Source organism: uncultured Henriciella sp. (assembly GCF_964005855.1).
GTDB lineage: Bacteria > Pseudomonadota > Alphaproteobacteria > Caulobacterales > Hyphomonadaceae > Henriciella.
Genome location: NZ_CAXFSW010000002.1, coordinates 532,920 through 548,394 on the forward strand (window position 1 = coordinate 532,920; position 15,475 = coordinate 548,394).

A 15,475-nucleotide genomic window follows, 5' to 3' on the forward strand; every position below is an offset into this window, starting at 1 on the left:
TCGTAGGGCTTTGAGGGGCGAAAACCGCCCTCTTAGCGCCGCCACGTAAAGAAGGCCAGCACTGTGAACCCGGCCAGCGTCAGCCAGAAGAGGGCAGGTCCGAACCGCTGATAACCGGTTGGCGGAGCAGGTTCGGGCAATGGAGCCCGTACCACTGAAGACACCCATCCCTGCGGGTCGCCGGGCATACGCTGCCCGTGGGCTGTCTCCCGACCGAACCCGTCGATCATGGCCGTGGCCCCTCGGCTGGCCACCCGTGCCATGGGCAGACCGCTTTCGATGGCGCGGTAACGGTTCTGCGCGTAATGCTGGGCGGGCCCAAGTCCCCTGCCGAACCAGGCATCATTGGAAATGGTCACGATCCAGCGTGCCTGGTCGCGTTGGGGACGGGCGTTGCGCGTGATTTCGGGGAAAAGCCCCTCATAGCAGATCAGCGCAACGAAAGGCGGCATGCCGCGAGGAAAAAGGACGGTGGGCTCAGTGCCGGGGTCAAGCCCGCTTGAGGCCAGCTGTTGCATGGCGTCTGGCAAAAGCCCGGCCATCGCATGCCCGAACGGGATAATATCGGCGGCGGCCAGTTCCCCGAAAGGCACCAGCCTGTGCTTGTCATAGAGGGCAATGAGCTCGGATTGTCCATTCTCGGCATCCAGGACGGCGAGACTATTGAAGTAGAGCGTCTCTTCTTCATCGAGGCCCCGCCGGGTGGCGCCGACGATCAGGGTGCGGTTGCCCAGATAGGATGAAATCGTGTCGATCGCATAGGTATTGGTCAGCAGATAGAAGGGCAGGGCGCCCTCAGGCCAGATAATGATGTCGTCGTCACTGCCGTCGACCGTTTCCAGAAAGGTCAGATAGCGGCGCAGAAGCTGGTCTGCCGCGCCATTATACTTCTCTGCCTGCGGCACGCCCGGGTCCATCAGAACGACATGCTGCCCCGTCATCTGCGAGGGTGAGGCGATACGCTGCGCGCCCCAGGCCCAGCCAAAGCCCGCAATGATGACCGCCATGGTCACAGGAAAGCCGCGGCCGATCACCCCGCGTACATCACGTGTATCGACGAGCGCCGCGGGCGCTGCGCATGCGAACAGTGTCAGCAGTGTGAGCCAGTACACCCCGCCGAGCGATGCGGCCTGCGACAATGCCCCGCCCGGCGTCCAGGTTGTTCCGAACAGATTCCAGGGGAATCCTCCAAAGAGGTGGCCACGCAGCAGCTCGGCAAGTGCCATGAAAACCGCAAAGATGAAAACGCGTGAAGGCGACGCTGACCAGAAAGCCCCGGCAAGGCTGAAGCCCGCACCCCAGATCAGTGCCATGCCGCCCGGCAGCAAGACAAGCGGCATCCAGATATAGGCGGCATGCTGGGCCGGATCGACAAGGAAGGGGGAGACCGTCCAGTACATGCTGATGAGGAAGAAGCCATAGCCAAAGGCCCAGCCCCGCAGGAAGGTCGACCGGCCCCATTTTTCCTTGAGGCGGGCGCCGTCGGTCATCCAGACGATGCCGGTAAGCGAAATCACAAGCGCAGGCGTAAAGTGGAACGGCGCAAATCCCAGCGCGGCGATGGCACCGAGCAGCATTGCCACAAAGGTCGCGGCCAGGCCCGACAGCTTTGCCATCCAGTCATGGGGCGGGCTCAGCGCAGACAGGCCGTGGCTCTGGATGTGCGTGCTCAAGCAGGGACCTCTGCTGGCAGCTGGCGGATTACCAGGCGGTCGATGCGCCGGGCATCTCCGTCCAGGATTTCGATATCCGCGCCGGCGGGATGACGCAGGACTTCACCGCGCAGGGGCACCTTGCCTGCGAGGGCGAACGCGACCCCACCCAGCGTGTCCACCTCGACGTCCTGATCGCCAAGATCGAGGTCAACGCCGGTCTTTTCCTGAAAGTCCGAAATCTCCATCCTGGCATCGACTTCCCAGGCATGACGTCCGCGGCGGATCACAAGGGCTGGCACTTCGTCGTGCTCATCCTCAATGTCGCCGACGATCTCTTCCATGAGGTCTTCCAGCGAGACGAGGCCGTCCGTGCCGCCATATTCATCGACGACGAGGGCCATATGAATGCGGCTCGTCTGCATCTTCACCAGCAGGTCGGCGAGCTTCATCGAGGCGGGAACAAACAGGATGTCCCGGCGCAGGCGCTCCAGGGGGCGATCCATGCCTTCACCGCCGCGCGCGACCTCCCCGACGACGTCCTTGATATGGACCAGGCCGATCGGGTCATCCAGCGTTTCGCGATAGACGGGAAGCCGCGAATGGGATTCTTCGGCATAGAGCTGGATCAGGGTAGGCAGGTCTGTGGAAAGTTCGACGGCCACGATCTCCGCGCGCGGCACCATTACATCGGCGACCCGGCCCTGCTCGAACTCAGCCAGCCGCAGGCGCAGCTGTGCAGGGGTGTGATGCGCATTGTTCACGACGGCTGTGGGCGCCTCGTCCTGCGCTTCGGTTTCGCGCCGCCTGCGGAACCTGAAAAGTCGCGGGCGGCGCCGTCTCTCTCGGTCGGTTGTGTCAGTCATCTCGTTCCAACTTAAGGGCCGCGGTCATAGGGGTCGCTTATTCCCAGACTGGCGAGAGCCTGGACCTCGAGCGCCTCCATTTCACGGGCCTCTTCTTCAATAATATGATCATAGCCCAGAAGATGAAGATAGCCGTGAATGACCAGATGGGTCAGGTGGTCGGTCAGTTTCAGCCCGCGTGTGTCCGCATCGCCACGCGAGATGCCAAGACCCACGGCGATATCGCCCAGAAAAGGCGCATCCATCTCGTCTGCTGGAAAGGAAAGCACATCGGTCGGCTTGTCCTTGCCGCGCCAGTCGCGGTTCAGGCCGTGCATTTCTTCGTCATCGGTCAGCAGGAGGGCGACCTCCCCCGCAATACCGGTCAGCGCGTAGGCAGCATCCAGCGCGCCCTGGCAGACGCTCTCCGGCGCGCCGATTTCGTCTGTCCAGCCCGGCGTCTCGACGCGCAGGTCCAGCGTGATGCTCAAGAGCCTGCCCCTGAGCCGGTGTCATCGCCATGGCCGGCATCCTTGTCATAGGCCCGGATGATGCGGGAGACGAGGGCATGGCGGCGCACATCGGATGCGGTAAAGCGCACGATCCCCGTCCCCTCGACCCCGTCCAGAATACGCAGCGCATGTGCAAGGCCGGACTGGGTTTTCGGTGGCAGGTCGACCTGTCCCGGGTCACCGGTCACGACCATGCGGGAATCCCGGCCAAGACGGGTCAGCACCATCTTGGTCTGGCCGACCGTGGCATTCTGCGCCTCGTCCATGATGACAAAGGCATTCTTCAACGTGCGCCCGCGCATGAAAGCAAGCGGCGCCACCTCGATGATCTTCTTTTCGCGCATCCGCTCGACATGATCGGCGCCGAGGACTTCATTGAGAGAATCCCAGATCGGGCGCAGATAGGGCTCCACCTTCTCTTCGAGGTCCCCCGGCAGGAAACCCAGATTTTCGCCGGCTTCGACGGCTGGGCGCGTGATGATGAGGCGTTCCTTGGTCTTCTTGCGCAGCTCGGCGGCTCCTGCGGCGACGGCCAGAAACGTCTTGCCGGTACCGGCAGGGCCCACCCCGAAGACAAGATCGCGCCCTTCACGCGTGAGATAGTCGATATACTGGGCCTGCGTGCGTGTCTGCGGCATCACCGGTACGCGCAGGCCAGAGAGTGAGCCATAGCTTTCGGCTGGCGCCCTCGCCTGATCGATGGCGCCTTCGAACGCCGCTTCGCTGGCGGCCGGATCGCTGCGCAGCATGCGCTCAAACGCAGCCAGCGCCGCTTCGGCATCGCCCACCGCGCCCTGTGAGCCGGTCAGCCGGATGCTGCCGCCCTGGCTGTCGGCTTTCAGCTTGCCGTCGATCAGCGCCATTTCCAGCTTCATGAGGTTGCGATGCTGCGGCCCGCAGATCGCAGGAAGCAGCGCTGGATTATCCGGGGTGTAGAGGCGGGTGACAGTGCCTTTCAAGTCAGGCGGCCTCCACCGCATGGGCATATTCGCCGGACAGGGAGTTCAGCGTCGCGCCGACGATCTTTACGTCCACGATCTGTCCGGCGAGGTGTTCCGGCCCGTCAAAATGGACGGCCTGCATCCACGGGGACCGGCCATGCATCTGGCCCGGCATCCGGCCCTTGCCTGTGACCAGCACAGGAAGCGTCTCGCCGATCTTGGAGGCGTTGAATTCGGTCTGCTGCTGTTTCAGCAGCGCCTGAAGCCGCTGCAGCCGCTCATCCTTCACCTCTTCTGGCACATGGCCGAACATGTCGGCGGCCGGTGTGCCGGGGCGCGGCGAATATTTGAAGGAATAGGCAATGGCATAGCCAACCTCGCGGACGAGGTTCATCGTGTCCTCAAAGTCCTGATCGGACTCGCCGGGGAAGCCGACGATGAAGTCGGACGCCAGCGCCATGTCGGGGCGCGCGTCCCGCATCTTCCGCATGATATCGAGATAATGCTCGGCCGTATGCCCGCGATTCATCGCCTTCAGGATCCGGTCAGAACCCGATTGCACCGGCAGGTGCAGGAAAGGCATCAGCTCAGGCACTTCGCCATGGGCGGCGATAAGGTCGTCATCCATGTCGCGCGGGTGGCTGGTTGTGTAGCGGATGCGGTCGATCCCGCCAATCCTCGACAGGTGACGCGCAAGCTGGCCAAGGCCCCATTCGCCGCCGCCGTCCAGCTTGGGCGGTGCCCCATGCCAGGCATTCACGTTCTGACCCAGAAGCGAGATGTCGCGCACGCCTTGCGCTGCCAGGCTGCGCGCTTCCATCACGATGTCATCCACGGGCCGCGAAAGCTCGGCGCCGCGCGTATAGGGCACCACGCAGAAGGTGCAGAACTTGTCACAGCCTTCCTGCACCGAAAGGAAAGCCGTCGGCCCTTCGGCCTCGCGCTGTTTCGGCAGGGCGTCGAACTTTTCCAGCGTCTCGAATTCGGTTTCCAGCCTGTCACCGGCTGCACGGCTGGCGCGGGCCACCATTTCGGGGAGCTTGTGATAGGCCTGCGGCCCCAGCACCAGGTCGACAGCTGGCTGGCGGCGCATGATCTCGGCGCCTTCAGCCTGCGCCACGCAGCCTGCCACGGCAATCGTCATCTTGCCGCCAGAGGCTTCTTTCATCTTCTTGATCTGGCCAAGCTCGGAATAGACCTTCTCGGTCGCTTTCTCGCGGATATGGCAGGTGTTCAGCACCACAAGATCGGCCGTCTCCGGGCCGTCCACGGGCTGATAGCCGAGCGGGCGCAGCACATCGCGCATACGCTCGCTGTCATAAACATTCATCTGGCAGCCATACGTCTTTATGAAAAGACGCTTCGGCTCGGGTCGCGAAGTCTGGGTGGTCATGCGCGCGCTTATGCAACAAAACAGGCTTTCAGGCCAGACTCAGGTGCCAGACTGAGTGCAAGTCCGTTCAGTCGCGCTTCAGCGGTACGCCATAGAGCTCCAGCCGGTGATCAACCAGCTTGTAGCCGAGCCGTTCGGCGATCTCGATCTGCAGCTTCTCGATCTCCTCTGAGTGAAACTCGACGACATCGCCGGTCTTCACATCGATGAGGTGGTCGTGATGCTCCTCGGGCACTTCTTCAAAGCGGGCGCGCCCGTCGCGGAACTCGTGACGTTCGATAATTCCGCTCTCCTCGAAAAGCTTCACCGTGCGGTAAACGGTGGCCAGGGAGATGGAATTGTCGAGCGCATTGGCACGGCGGTGCAGCTCTTCTGCGTCCGGATGGTCATCGGAAGAGGACAGGACGCGCGCAATTGTGCGGCGCTGCTCCGTCATCCGGAGACCTTTTTCCGTGCAAAGTTTCTCGAGACGGTCCATGGCCATGTTCATGCCTCCGATTTGTCTGTCTGTCCAGCAAGCGATCTGGACATTAGCACGGCGTCGACAGCTTTCCCGCCCGCCCTTGTGTAATAGTCCCGGCGCACGCCGTCGCGCGTAAATCCGTTTGCTTCATAGAAAGAGATAGCTGCCGCATTGTCGGCGGCCACATCGAGAAGCAGCCTGTCGACCCCATAAGGCCCTAGCAGGGTCAGGGCGTGGTCCAGAAGCTGCTGGGCGAGGCCCCGGCGTTGCATGTCGGGGTGAACGCAGACGGTCAGGATTTCAGCCTCTGGCGGAATGCGCTGGATGATGAGAAGTCCGGCGAGACGAGCCTCCATCTCGACCCCGAGAGCGAGTGTCGTGGCGGCGCTGAGGCTTTCGCGTATGGCCCTTGCGCTCCATGCGCCATCGCTATCGAAGGCAGCGTGATGCAGGCTGGCGGCCCGCGAGGAATCATCGGGGCGCAACATGACGATGGCCGGCTCAGCCATTCAGTTTTCGTCCGCCTGGCAGGGCCGCGTCCGGCGCACGGACATAGACAGGGCGGGCAGCCGCGCCTTCCGGATCGGCGAGGGCGGCGATTTCACCGGCGCGGCGAGCGGTCGGGCTTGCCGCATGCATCTGAAGCGCGGGCATGTGCTCAGCAAGCGCCCCGTCCGTTTCCCCGAAGACGAAATGCGGATGGGCCGCCAGCTCTTCTGTCAGCCGGGCAATCGAAATCTCCTCCGGCGCACCTGTGGCCGCGCCTGTCCTGAACCGTTGCACCCAATAGCTGAGGTCGGGCGGGCGCCGTTTGGCAGGCAGCGCGACGAGTGCGGAGCCCTGCTGACCGGCAGGCAGGGCTGCTTCAAGCGCGGTCACACCGATGCAGGGGATGCCGAGCGCAAGCGCAAGGCCACGCGCGAAGGCGACACCGACACGGATACCGGTAAAGCTGCCCGGACCGGTCACGACGCTAAGCCGCCCGATATCCTCGAAACTCGCCTTCGCCTCTGCGAGGCAGTCCGAAACAATGGCGGGCAGGCGCGCATCCTGCCCGCGCACCATGTCTTCATGGCGCGTGACCACGCAGTCGCCATCCTTGAGGACGGAAACATCGCAGGCCGGCCCCGACGTGTTGATTGCAAGGATCAGCATGGCGGGCCCGCCTGCCTAGAGGATCTTGCAGGCCTCATCGAAGCTGAGACGCGGGCTGCGGTCAAAGAGCGTGCTGTCATCGCCATGGCCGATGGCACAAAGGAAGTTTGAGCGCCAGTGATGGGTCTCATCCTTGTCCGCAAAGAATTCCAGATCGACGCCGTCCTGGTTGAAGCCGGACATGGGGCCGCAATCGAGGCCCAACGCCCTGGCCGCCAGCATGAGATAGGCACCCTGAAGCGAGCCGTTGCGCATGGCGTGTTCCTCACGTGCATGCGGATCAGAGAACCAGTCCTTGGCCCCCGGATTGTGCGGGAAGAGTTTCGGAATCTTCTCATGGAACATGAAGTCGTTCGCGATGATGCAGACCCATGGGGCGGTCAGCGTCTTCTCGATATTGCCTTCCATGAGGTGCGGTTTCAGCCGTTGCTTGGCTTCCTTGGAGCGGATGAAGACAAAGCGGGCGGGGCAGCAATTGGCGCTCGTCGCGCCCATCTTCGCCAGGTCATAGACGGCGCGGATCAGGGTCTCGGGGACATCCTTGTCCAGCCATCCATTATAGGACCGTCCCTCGCGCCAGATAAGGTCCAGCGCATAATCATTGACCGGATCGGACATGTCTTCAAAGCTCCTTGGAGTGGTAATTCTTAGAGGGCGGCTTCGACCGCATTCACTTCGGGAACATACGCTTTCAGCATATTCTCGATGCCCTGTTTCAGCGTCATCGTCGAGGACGGGCAGCCTGCGCAGGCGCCGCGCATGGTCAGGTGAACGATACCGCCCGCCGGGTCAAAGCGCTGGAAGGTGATATCGCCGCCATCCTGCGCCACAGCCGGACGTACACGGGTCTCGATAAGCTCCAGGATTTCCTCGACGATTTCGGCCGTTTCGCCTTCATAGTCGGCGGCCGTTGTCGCGCTCGTGTCCAGCTGCGGTGCAGCGCCGCCATCGTTGAGAACGGGCATGCCGGCGACATAGTGGTCCATGATCGCGGCCAGAACCATCGGCCGGACATGTTTCCAGTCGGCTTTTTCGTCCTTGGAAACCGACAGGAAGTCCGGGCCGAGGAAAACGCGCGTGACGCCTTCGACCTCGAAGATCGTCTGGGCCAGCGGGCTCGATCCGGCTTCTTCCTCGCTTGCAAAATCGAACGGACCTGCCGCACCGGCGACGGTTTCGCCCGGAAGGAATTTGATCGTATCGGGATTTGGCGTTGGCTCTGTCTGGATAAACATCTGGCGTCCCGCAATCTGTGCTTTGTGCTAAAGCGTTCAGATGGACCGCAGGGGCACTAGTTTCAAGCCGCGCTAGTCTGTGCCGGTGCCACGCAGCTCTGGTCCGGCACTTGCGAGCGCGGCCTCCGCGTTTTCCTCATCCTGCAGGATAATCGCGCCGCCAAGCTCGCGCGTCGCCTGGCCCGCCTCGCCGATATAATAAGCCATCATGGCAAGGTGATCGGCCATCAGGCGGGCATCGCCGGACTGGTTCGACACGAAGACCGGGTCGAGCGTGGCGGCCCGGCGCCAGGCCGCTTCCAGCCTGTCGATGCGCGATTGCACCGCTTCACTGACGGCCACTTCCGGCTCTGCGGCTATGCTGGCAGGCAGAAGCTGGCTTGCAAGCTGCGCGCGGGCACGGGCGGCATAGAAAGCGGTGATGTCCGCCTTCGAAGCGGGCCAGCCATCGCGCAGCGCGATCTGCTCGCCAAGCTCCGTGGTCGAGATATCGGACCAGCTCGCCATGAGCGCCAGCTTTCCCAGAAGGCTGTCATAGCCGGTCGACGGCGCAGCAAGATCGCGCTCCAGCCGGCCTTCATAGCGTGCCAGTGCCTCCGCGGCGGCGGCAAGACGCGGCGTCTGCGTCAGCTGCGGATCGATCGTCAGCAGCCGGGCGGCGGCTGAGAGGTCGGGGTCGGCCGCCCCGCGCGGCGTTCTCGCCTCACCGGCCATCAGCCGCGCATATTCGCTCATTGAGGCCGACAGGGTCTCCTGCCAGGCGGGAAGCCCCGTCAACCGGGCCTGCGGGTGCCAGCCCGGACGATCCGTCGCCCATCCCGGCCCTTCGATCTCGCGCCCAATCATCGTAATCATGATGCCGGTCTCCGGCGAGGTCCACGGCCGCTCCGCCGACAGGATGACCGTGTCGTCCTTGATGTCATGGGAACCGGCCACAAGGGCCGGATAGAAGGCGGCAATGGCCAGGACACCAACCACCTTGATCGCGGCGACGCAGCGGCGCCACCACCAGCTTGCCGAATGCATGAAAGGCGAGGGTTCAGCCTCTTCCAGATAGGATTCTGGCAGGTCGGTGCCGATAAGCGTTACAGCTGGGCCGTCCTCGCGCGCCTTTACCGGTAGCTTTTCGACATTGCTCATAAGGGATGGACCCGGGCTGCTTCAGGTAACGGCCCGACAATCCAGAGGGCCGCGCAACTGCATTAAGAGATTGTTAACACAATCTTCTTCATCCGCCCACGGCATTTTTATGGTTTGTTGCGCAAGTGCAATGATTGCCTAAAGGCCGGTCATCTGCAGTACAGCAAGCGCGCTGGCCGCCGCAATCATGACGATGAGCAGACCGAGGCCGAGATGTCCGCCGCTATGGCGGCGCGTGCGTGTCTGGCTATTTGCTGTCATTGGCGTCGGTCTCCTGCGGGCTGGGCTCGTCCAGGTCATTAATCTGTTCCGAGACGCCGTCTGCAATGTCTTCCAGCCGGTCCACACGCTCTTCCTGCCGGTCGCAGCCTGAAAGAGAGCCCATGCCACAAAGCGTGGCCGCCGCAAGACAAAGCGCAGCAAGCTGGCGGGAAGAAAACGAGTGTCTCATACTGAACCAGAAGTTAGAGCGGTTCGCCATAAAATACGAGCCCTGCTTTCCCGATCGCCCATTGTCAAAGCGCGCCAAGGGCGCGGCCGACCGTTTCGCCGGCCTCATGGATGGCATCGCGCGCGGGCACTGACACCGCGGTGAGGTTCATGAAGCCGTGCACCATGCCGGGATGTTCCCGGATGGTGACGGGCACGCCGTGTGCGGCCAGCTTGGTGGCATAGGCGCGCCCCTCATCCTTTAGCGGGTCCCAGCCGCAGAGGACCACATGCGCGGGGGGCAGGCCCCGGAAGTCATTTTCCGGCGCAAATAGCGGCGAGACCTTCCGGTCCATCCGGTCGCTCTCGGCCTGGATATAGGCGTCGCGGAAATAGTCGAACAACCGCTCTGAGAGGAAGAAGCCTTCCTGGAAAGTCAGTTTCTTGGTGCTGATATCCGCGAACTGGACCAGCGGATAAAGCAGAAGCTGGAAAGCCGGCGCTGGTTCGCCGAGGCGGTTCAGTTCCTGACAGAGATAGGCCGCAAGGTTTCCGCCCGCACTGTCACCGGCCACGCAGAGGCGTTCAGGATCCATCGTCAGCAGGTCGCTGCGCTGGGTCGCCCAGTGCCAGATCGCCATGGCGTCTTCATGCGCAGCGGGGAAGGGGTGTTCAGGCGCAAGCCTGTAGTGGACAGACAATACCCGGCAGCGCGAGCCCGCCGCCAGCCTGCGGCAGATCATGTCATGGCTGTCGAGGTCGCCAAGGACAAAGCCGCCGCCATGGAAGAAAATGATGCCCGGCCCCGGCCCGATCCCCGCCCCAAGCGGCGTGTAGAGCCGCGCCTTGAGAGGTCCGTCCGCGCCGTCCACGGCCAGCGTCGAGATGTCGGCAAGCTCCGGTGCATCGCGTTCCACAGACCGGCTCGCGCGGTAGAAACTGTTGCGCAGCCGGTCGGTCGACTGGGCCCAGTCGAGCTTTGAGAAATCGGGGAGTTTGAAGCGGTCCAGAAATGTCCGCAGGGTTTCGTCCAGAGCCATCGCCCTAAAATGACGCGTCCCTCACCTTTTTTGAAGCGTCTTTTCGCGCATGGGCGCAGGCTTTTTCTGCATGGAACCGTTTAATAGGCAGACATCATCCAGATGAGGCGCCGGATTCCATAGTATCTCAGCCGGTCGAGCCCTGCCGTGATCAGCCTTTCGCGCGTTGGTTCCGGCAGGTTTTCCACTCGTCCGATGAGGCGCACGCCGAGGTCGCAGAAATTCACCTTTTCCAGCGCGGCATTCATCTCGCGCCGGCTCTTGCCCTCTGTCGTCAGCAGCAGGGTAATGTCGCTGTCGAAGAGAAGCTGCGTCCCAAGCGACTGGATCGCGCTCATATCGGCCCGCGACAGCGCCGCCCTGTTCTTGGGATTGGACCGTCCGTCGCGGATCGCGTCCAGCAGGATGCCGCTCGCTTCCAGCCCGAACTCGTAAAGCGGATCGCCCGGCTCCACACGCGCCTGGACGAACCGGTAGGCTTCCTGTTCGGAAAGGTCGGAATATTCGACCAGGTCGCTGCCCTGGCAGTAGGGCGCCCCCGACTGCGAGAGGGCGGCAAGCTCGCCTTCAGCCAGATCCATAAGCTGGTTGAAGTAGCGGATGTCGGCTTTCGACAGCCGGTCCAGATTGGCATAGATATCGTCCAGACCGGACTGGAGCACGATCAGGCCGATCTCGCCGTCCGGCGCGCCGCGTTCCAGTGCCTCTACCAGCGTGTCGCGCAGATCCTGCGCCGCTGAGGGGAAGGTCCGGTCCAGCCGGTCGAAATAGGCGCGCGTCACTTCATCCTCGCCAAGTTCGGCAAGCTGCGCCTCCCCGTCCGGCGCCAGCGGCGTCTCAACCTCGTCCCGCACGCTCCCCGTCAATGAAGGGAAGGCCACCAGGGTGACGAATACCGCGCCGACCAGAAGGGCAGCCGCAAGGCCCAGCCAGAGCCCCGTGCTCCGGCCGCGCTTGCGCTGCTCTCTTTCGCTGTCCGGCCCGCCCACGCCTAGACGGTGACGACGCCCGGTCCGGGCGGCTCGCTATAGAGGGCCGCGACCAGATTGGCGCGCCGGTCGATGACGGCCCGCTGGTTCACATAGCCCTTGTCGGTAATCTCCCCCGCATCGATGGATGGCGGCTCGGTCATGACCATGAAGCGTTTGATCTTGCGCGAAGAGCCCTTCTCACCCGAGTTAAAGGCCTTCACCTTCTCGGTCAGGTCGTCCGTCAGCTGGCCAAAGGCTTTCTGCATGTCGCCGCCGGCTTTCTTCGCATAGGCCTGCATCGTCGCCTGTGCCGGCCAGAAGAGGGCTGTGGCGAAATTCTTGTCCTGCCCGGCCAGGACGGCATCAAAGACCAGCGGCGAACAGCCGGCGACAAGGTCCGGGCGCAGCGTGCCGACGCTCACCCATGTTCCCGTCGACAGCTTGAAATCCTCACCGACGCGTCCATCGAAGATAATGCCCTTGTTCGGGTCATTCTCATCGACCATGACCGCCGCGTCGCCGAGCTTGTAATACCCCTCTTCGTCAAAGACTTCCGCATTCTTCTCCGGCATGTCGACATAGCCCGGCATGACGCTCGGGCCCTTGACGCGCACTTCCAGTTTGGCGCCGTTCGGCACCAGTTTCAGCGTCATGCCCGGCAGTGGCAGGCCGATCAGGCCAACGCGTTCGACCACCCAGTGCACCACAGTAATGCCCTGCGTCTCGGTCGCGCCATACATGGTCACGATCGGTATGCGCTTGCCTGTGGCCTTGATGGCAAGGGCCTGCAGCCGGTCATAGAGGTCGTCCGACAGCGTGGCGCCGCCATAGCCGATGGACCGCATATTCTTGAAGAAGGCCTCCAGCAGCTCATCATCCTGCTCCATGGCGTCGGCCAGCATGGACAGGGCAATCGGCGCAGTCCCAAAGGAGGACGGGCTGACTTCGCGGATATTGCGGATCGTCTCCCCGAACAGATCCGGCGTCGGCTTGCCGCCATCGATCCAGAAAGTCGCGCCATTCCAGAGCGCTCCATTGAAGTTCACATTGGAGCCGGAAATGTGGTTCCAGGGCAGCCAGTCCAGAACCTGCGAAACCTCATCGGGGTCATAGTCCGGGTCGCGCGCATCATCGCGCAGACCTTCCTGCCCGGCGATCATGGAGCACATGGCGCCCTGCGTCGTGGGGACGGGCTTCGGCATGCCGGTGGAACCGGAGGTGAAGAGATACTTGCCGACGCTGTCATCATTGAGCTTCGCCATGGCTTCATCGACAGTCGGGGTGGGCTTCGTTTCGGCCAGCTTGTCGAAGGACTGGATCTCATTGGTTGCGCCGGTCTTGGCAAAGACGGTGCAGCCATGATCGCCAAGCGCATTGAGGGCATTCTTGAACGGCTCGACATCCTGCACGAAGATCGCCTTGGGCTTCACCGCGCCAAAGCAATGCTTCAGCTTGCCGAAATCCGTCGACATGGTGGAATAGGGCACAGAGATCGGGGCCGCCGGCGCGCCGACCTTCATGGCGGCGAGGATCGTCAGCGCGCTTTCGATGGAGTTGCCCGACAGGATCATGACAGGCGCGTCCGGGCCTGCGCCCATATCCAGAAAGGCCTGCGCCAGCGCATCAACCGTCTTCTTGCCTTCGCCATAGGTGACGGTGCGCCACTGGTCTGTCTCGGGATCGCGCTGCTTCAGCCAGGGGCGGTCCGGGTGCTCTGCGGCGCGCTCATCCAGACAGTGCGGGATTGTCTTGGGCCGGTCGCCCGGCGTCTGGCGCGGCGTCAGATAGATCGTGCCGTCATCCTTGCGGACCATTTCAATGTCCGGCTCTTTCTGCGGCAGGGGGCGGAATGGCGGCAAAGCCTGTCCGTCGGCCATGTGGTCTCTCCCTTGGAAACTATGTTTTTGTGTAGCCCGTTCAGTTTATACACCCAGCGTGCCCTGCCAAGGGAGGGTCAAAGCTGACTGCGCGTCAGTCCTATCGGATGTGACAGGGGAAAACCGGTCTGAGTCTCATCTTCCCGTCCCTAAAGCGGTTTGAGGCGGTATCTTGAGACCGATTCATGACGCTCGCGGGCCGCGTCGGCGAGTCGGCGCAACTTGTCTGGAAGGGCGGGCGGCGCCTCTCGCGGGGCGCCGAACCCTGTCGACTGCCAGACCGCGTCATACCAGTGCGGCGCCCAGACCCCATCCTCTGGTTTTGCCCCCGCGCTCCAGCTCAGCATCTTGTCTGTATACGGAATTTTCAGTGCGTCGCAGAGCGCGCGCAGCATGCCGGGCGGATCGGCAAGGATATCGTCGGAATCCACCACCGGGGGCGGTGTGCCTTCCAGCTGGCAGACCCGGTCGAACAGTTCGGCCTGTTGCGGGACACCAATGGCCTCCAGGCTCACCTCTTCCATCTTGCGGGCATAGGAGGCCAGCACGCGCGCTGGATCGCGGATCAGGAAGGCATTGGTGACCTCTCCCATCCAGCCGCGCGGAATGGAGGGCGCCATATGGTGGGTCATGTGCTTCTGGTAGAAGACGGGTTTGCTGCCGGGCACGGGGGCTTGTGTCAGCTGCCGGGCGACCTCCTCTCCATCGCAGGATTGCGAGGCGAGGATCGCCTCCTGCATGGGATGTACGATGGCCGTCGCGGTGAGGTAGGCCGCATAGAAGGGCTCATCCACGCAGGCTGTATCCGGGCGCGCCCCAAAGCTTCGCATCATCGTGGTGGAGAGGTTTCGCGGACCAGACCACATCGCAATCCGGATGGGGGCGTCGTTCATTTGATCGGCGTCAGGCTGCGGGCGACAAGGTCCTGGTAAAGCCCGGTAATCCGCTTCGCCATCGGCCCGCCGACCTCCTCCATCGTCCGGCCATCCACCTCGCGTACCGGTGTCACCCCCGCGAATGTGCCGGTCACGAATGCCTCATCGGCGGAATAGACATCGAACAGGGAGAAGCGCTTCTCGCGCACCTTTATCCCGGCCTCCTCGCAGACGCGAATGATGTTGCCGCGCGTGATCCCGCCGAGGCAATAATCGGCGGGCGAAGTCCAGACCTCGCCATCGCGCACGATGAAGAAATGGGTTGAGTTGCAGGTCGCAACAAAGCCGTCGGCATCCAGCATCAGCCCCTCATCGGCGCCTGCCTTGTCGGCCTGGATACAGGCGAGAATGCAGTTGAGCTTGGAGTGGGAATTCAGCTTCTGGTCCTGCTCGGCCGGGCCAGTCCGGCGCACATGAACGGTAAACAGCGAGAGGCCCTTCTCGATCACCTCCGGCACCGGCGCCTTGTATTCGGGGATGATGACCACGGTCGGCTTGGTGATCGTGAAGCGCGGGCCCTGATAGGGTGTTTTCTTGATGCCGCGCGTCACCATCAGCCGGATGTGCACGCCGTCGGTCATGTCCTGCGCCTTGAGGCAATCGAACAGCCGGGCGGTCAGCTCGTCCTTTGTCAGGCCGATATCCATGTCGATGGTCTTTGCACCGGCATAGAGGCGTTTCAGGTGCTCATCGAGAAAGGCGACCCCGCCATCCTTGACGCGCAAGCCTTCCCACACCCCGTCACCCAGCAAATAGCCACTATCGAAGACAGAGACCGTCGCCTCGTCACGATGCTTGAGCTCTCCATTGACGGAGATCAGCACATCTGCATTGCGCGGATCATAGACAAAATCGTGTACGCCGTGGGGTTCGTCTTCCATCTATTT

Annotated in this window: 18 protein-coding genes; all 18 read right to left on the reverse strand. The window is 62.8% G+C overall.

What is annotated here, in order from left to right:
• Window positions 1-32 precede the first annotated feature (32 nt).
• The 18 genes from lnt to ABNU55_RS05865 all read right to left on the reverse strand — a co-directional run bounded on the left by lnt (window position 33) and on the right by ABNU55_RS05865 (window position 15,469).
• Entirely contained in the window at window positions 33-1,673 is a 1,641-nt protein-coding gene (lnt, locus tag ABNU55_RS05780; protein ID WP_290749767.1) for an apolipoprotein N-acyltransferase, read from the reverse strand.
• Entirely contained in the window at window positions 1,670-2,518 is an 849-nt protein-coding gene (locus ABNU55_RS05785; RefSeq protein WP_290749770.1) for a hemolysin family protein, read from the reverse strand. The genes lnt and ABNU55_RS05785 overlap by 4 nt, the downstream gene beginning before the upstream one ends.
• Before the next feature lie 11 nt (window positions 2,519-2,529).
• Window positions 2,530-2,988, reverse strand: coding sequence for an rRNA maturation RNase YbeY (gene ybeY, locus ABNU55_RS05790; protein WP_290749773.1), 459 nt, complete (start codon window positions 2,986-2,988; stop codon window positions 2,530-2,532).
• Window positions 2,985-3,968 carry a PhoH family protein gene (locus tag ABNU55_RS05795; protein WP_290749776.1) on the reverse strand — a complete coding sequence of 328 codons (984 nt, stop codon included), beginning with the start codon at window positions 3,966-3,968 and terminating at the stop codon, window positions 2,985-2,987. Before ABNU55_RS05795 ends, ybeY begins: the two co-directional genes overlap by 4 nt.
• A 1-nt stretch (window position 3,969) precedes the next feature.
• Window positions 3,970-5,343 (reverse strand): tRNA (N6-isopentenyl adenosine(37)-C2)-methylthiotransferase MiaB, encoded by a 1,374-nt coding sequence (gene miaB, locus ABNU55_RS05800; protein WP_290749778.1) that lies wholly within the window; start codon window positions 5,341-5,343, stop codon window positions 3,970-3,972.
• Between the two features lie 67 nt (window positions 5,344-5,410).
• On the reverse strand, window positions 5,411-5,821 hold the full coding sequence (locus tag ABNU55_RS05805) for a Fur family transcriptional regulator (RefSeq protein WP_290749922.1): 411 nt from the start codon (window positions 5,819-5,821) through the stop codon (window positions 5,411-5,413).
• Window positions 5,822-5,829: 8 nt separating this feature from the next.
• Entirely contained in the window at window positions 5,830-6,315 is a 486-nt protein-coding gene (locus ABNU55_RS05810) for a GNAT family N-acetyltransferase (protein WP_290749781.1), read from the reverse strand.
• Window positions 6,308-6,961: a tRNA (adenosine(37)-N6)-threonylcarbamoyltransferase complex dimerization subunit type 1 TsaB gene (gene tsaB, locus ABNU55_RS05815; protein ID WP_290749784.1), complete on the reverse strand. Its 654-nt coding sequence runs from the start codon at window positions 6,959-6,961 to the stop codon at window positions 6,308-6,310. Before tsaB ends, ABNU55_RS05810 begins: the two co-directional genes overlap by 8 nt.
• A gap of 15 nt (window positions 6,962-6,976) precedes the next feature.
• Window positions 6,977-7,579 (reverse strand): malonic semialdehyde reductase, encoded by a 603-nt coding sequence (locus ABNU55_RS05820; RefSeq protein WP_290749786.1) that lies wholly within the window; start codon window positions 7,577-7,579, stop codon window positions 6,977-6,979.
• Window positions 7,580-7,608: 29 nt separating this feature from the next.
• Window positions 7,609-8,196 carry a NifU family protein gene (locus ABNU55_RS05825; protein WP_348764258.1) on the reverse strand — a complete coding sequence of 196 codons (588 nt, stop codon included), beginning with the start codon at window positions 8,194-8,196 and terminating at the stop codon, window positions 7,609-7,611.
• Between the two features lie 72 nt (window positions 8,197-8,268).
• On the reverse strand, window positions 8,269-9,336 hold the full coding sequence (locus tag ABNU55_RS05830; RefSeq protein ID WP_290749789.1) for a hypothetical protein: 1,068 nt from the start codon (window positions 9,334-9,336) through the stop codon (window positions 8,269-8,271).
• Between the two features lie 138 nt (window positions 9,337-9,474).
• Window positions 9,475-9,597: a hypothetical protein gene (locus tag ABNU55_RS05835; protein WP_290749792.1), complete on the reverse strand. Its 123-nt coding sequence runs from the start codon at window positions 9,595-9,597 to the stop codon at window positions 9,475-9,477.
• Window positions 9,584-9,787 carry a hypothetical protein gene (locus ABNU55_RS05840; RefSeq protein WP_290749795.1) on the reverse strand — a complete coding sequence of 68 codons (204 nt, stop codon included), beginning with the start codon at window positions 9,785-9,787 and terminating at the stop codon, window positions 9,584-9,586. The genes ABNU55_RS05835 and ABNU55_RS05840 overlap by 14 nt, the downstream gene beginning before the upstream one ends.
• 64 nt (window positions 9,788-9,851) lie before the next feature.
• Complete coding sequence (locus ABNU55_RS05845; protein ID WP_290749798.1) at window positions 9,852-10,805, reverse strand: alpha/beta hydrolase; 954 nt, start codon at window positions 10,803-10,805, stop codon at window positions 9,852-9,854.
• An 80-nt stretch (window positions 10,806-10,885) separates the two neighbouring features.
• On the reverse strand, window positions 10,886-11,794 hold the full coding sequence (locus ABNU55_RS05850; protein ID WP_290749801.1) for a hypothetical protein: 909 nt from the start codon (window positions 11,792-11,794) through the stop codon (window positions 10,886-10,888).
• Between the two features lie 2 nt (window positions 11,795-11,796).
• Complete coding sequence (locus ABNU55_RS05855) at window positions 11,797-13,653, reverse strand: AMP-binding protein (protein ID WP_290749804.1); 1,857 nt, start codon at window positions 13,651-13,653, stop codon at window positions 11,797-11,799.
• 149 nt (window positions 13,654-13,802) lie between these two features.
• Window positions 13,803-14,546: an HAD family hydrolase gene (locus ABNU55_RS05860; protein WP_290749807.1), complete on the reverse strand. Its 744-nt coding sequence runs from the start codon at window positions 14,544-14,546 to the stop codon at window positions 13,803-13,805.
• Entirely contained in the window at window positions 14,543-15,469 is a 927-nt protein-coding gene (locus tag ABNU55_RS05865; protein ID WP_290749810.1) for an aminotransferase class IV, read from the reverse strand. Before ABNU55_RS05865 ends, ABNU55_RS05860 begins: the two co-directional genes overlap by 4 nt.
• Window positions 15,470-15,475 lie beyond the last annotated feature (6 nt).

Coding starts and splice junctions, on each gene's coding strand:
- ABNU55_RS05785 (WP_290749770.1), bottom strand. CDS start 2,518: ATGACTGACACAACCGACCGAGAGAGACGGCGCCGCCCGCGACTTTTC.
- miaB (WP_290749778.1), bottom strand. CDS start 5,343: ATGACCACCCAGACTTCGCGACCCGAGCCGAAGCGTCTTTTCATAAAG.
- ABNU55_RS05805 (WP_290749922.1), bottom strand. CDS start 5,821: ATGGACCGTCTCGAGAAACTTTGCACGGAAAAAGGTCTCCGGATGACG.
- ABNU55_RS05810 (WP_290749781.1), bottom strand. CDS start 6,315: ATGGCTGAGCCGGCCATCGTCATGTTGCGCCCCGATGATTCCTCGCGG.
- tsaB (WP_290749784.1), bottom strand. CDS start 6,961: ATGCTGATCCTTGCAATCAACACGTCGGGGCCGGCCTGCGATGTTTCC.
- ABNU55_RS05820 (WP_290749786.1), bottom strand. CDS start 7,579: ATGTCCGATCCGGTCAATGATTATGCGCTGGACCTTATCTGGCGCGAG.
- ABNU55_RS05825 (WP_348764258.1), bottom strand. CDS start 8,196: ATGTTTATCCAGACAGAGCCAACGCCAAATCCCGATACGATCAAATTC.
- ABNU55_RS05830 (WP_290749789.1), bottom strand. CDS start 9,336: ATGAGCAATGTCGAAAAGCTACCGGTAAAGGCGCGCGAGGACGGCCCA.
- ABNU55_RS05835 (WP_290749792.1), bottom strand. CDS start 9,597: ATGACAGCAAATAGCCAGACACGCACGCGCCGCCATAGCGGCGGACAT.
- ABNU55_RS05840 (WP_290749795.1), bottom strand. CDS start 9,787: ATGAGACACTCGTTTTCTTCCCGCCAGCTTGCTGCGCTTTGTCTTGCG.
- ABNU55_RS05845 (WP_290749798.1), bottom strand. CDS start 10,805: ATGGCTCTGGACGAAACCCTGCGGACATTTCTGGACCGCTTCAAACTC.
- ABNU55_RS05855 (WP_290749804.1), bottom strand. CDS start 13,653: ATGGCCGACGGACAGGCTTTGCCGCCATTCCGCCCCCTGCCGCAGAAA.
- ABNU55_RS05860 (WP_290749807.1), bottom strand. CDS start 14,546: ATGAACGACGCCCCCATCCGGATTGCGATGTGGTCTGGTCCGCGAAAC.
- ABNU55_RS05865 (WP_290749810.1), bottom strand. CDS start 15,469: ATGGAAGACGAACCCCACGGCGTACACGATTTTGTCTATGATCCGCGC.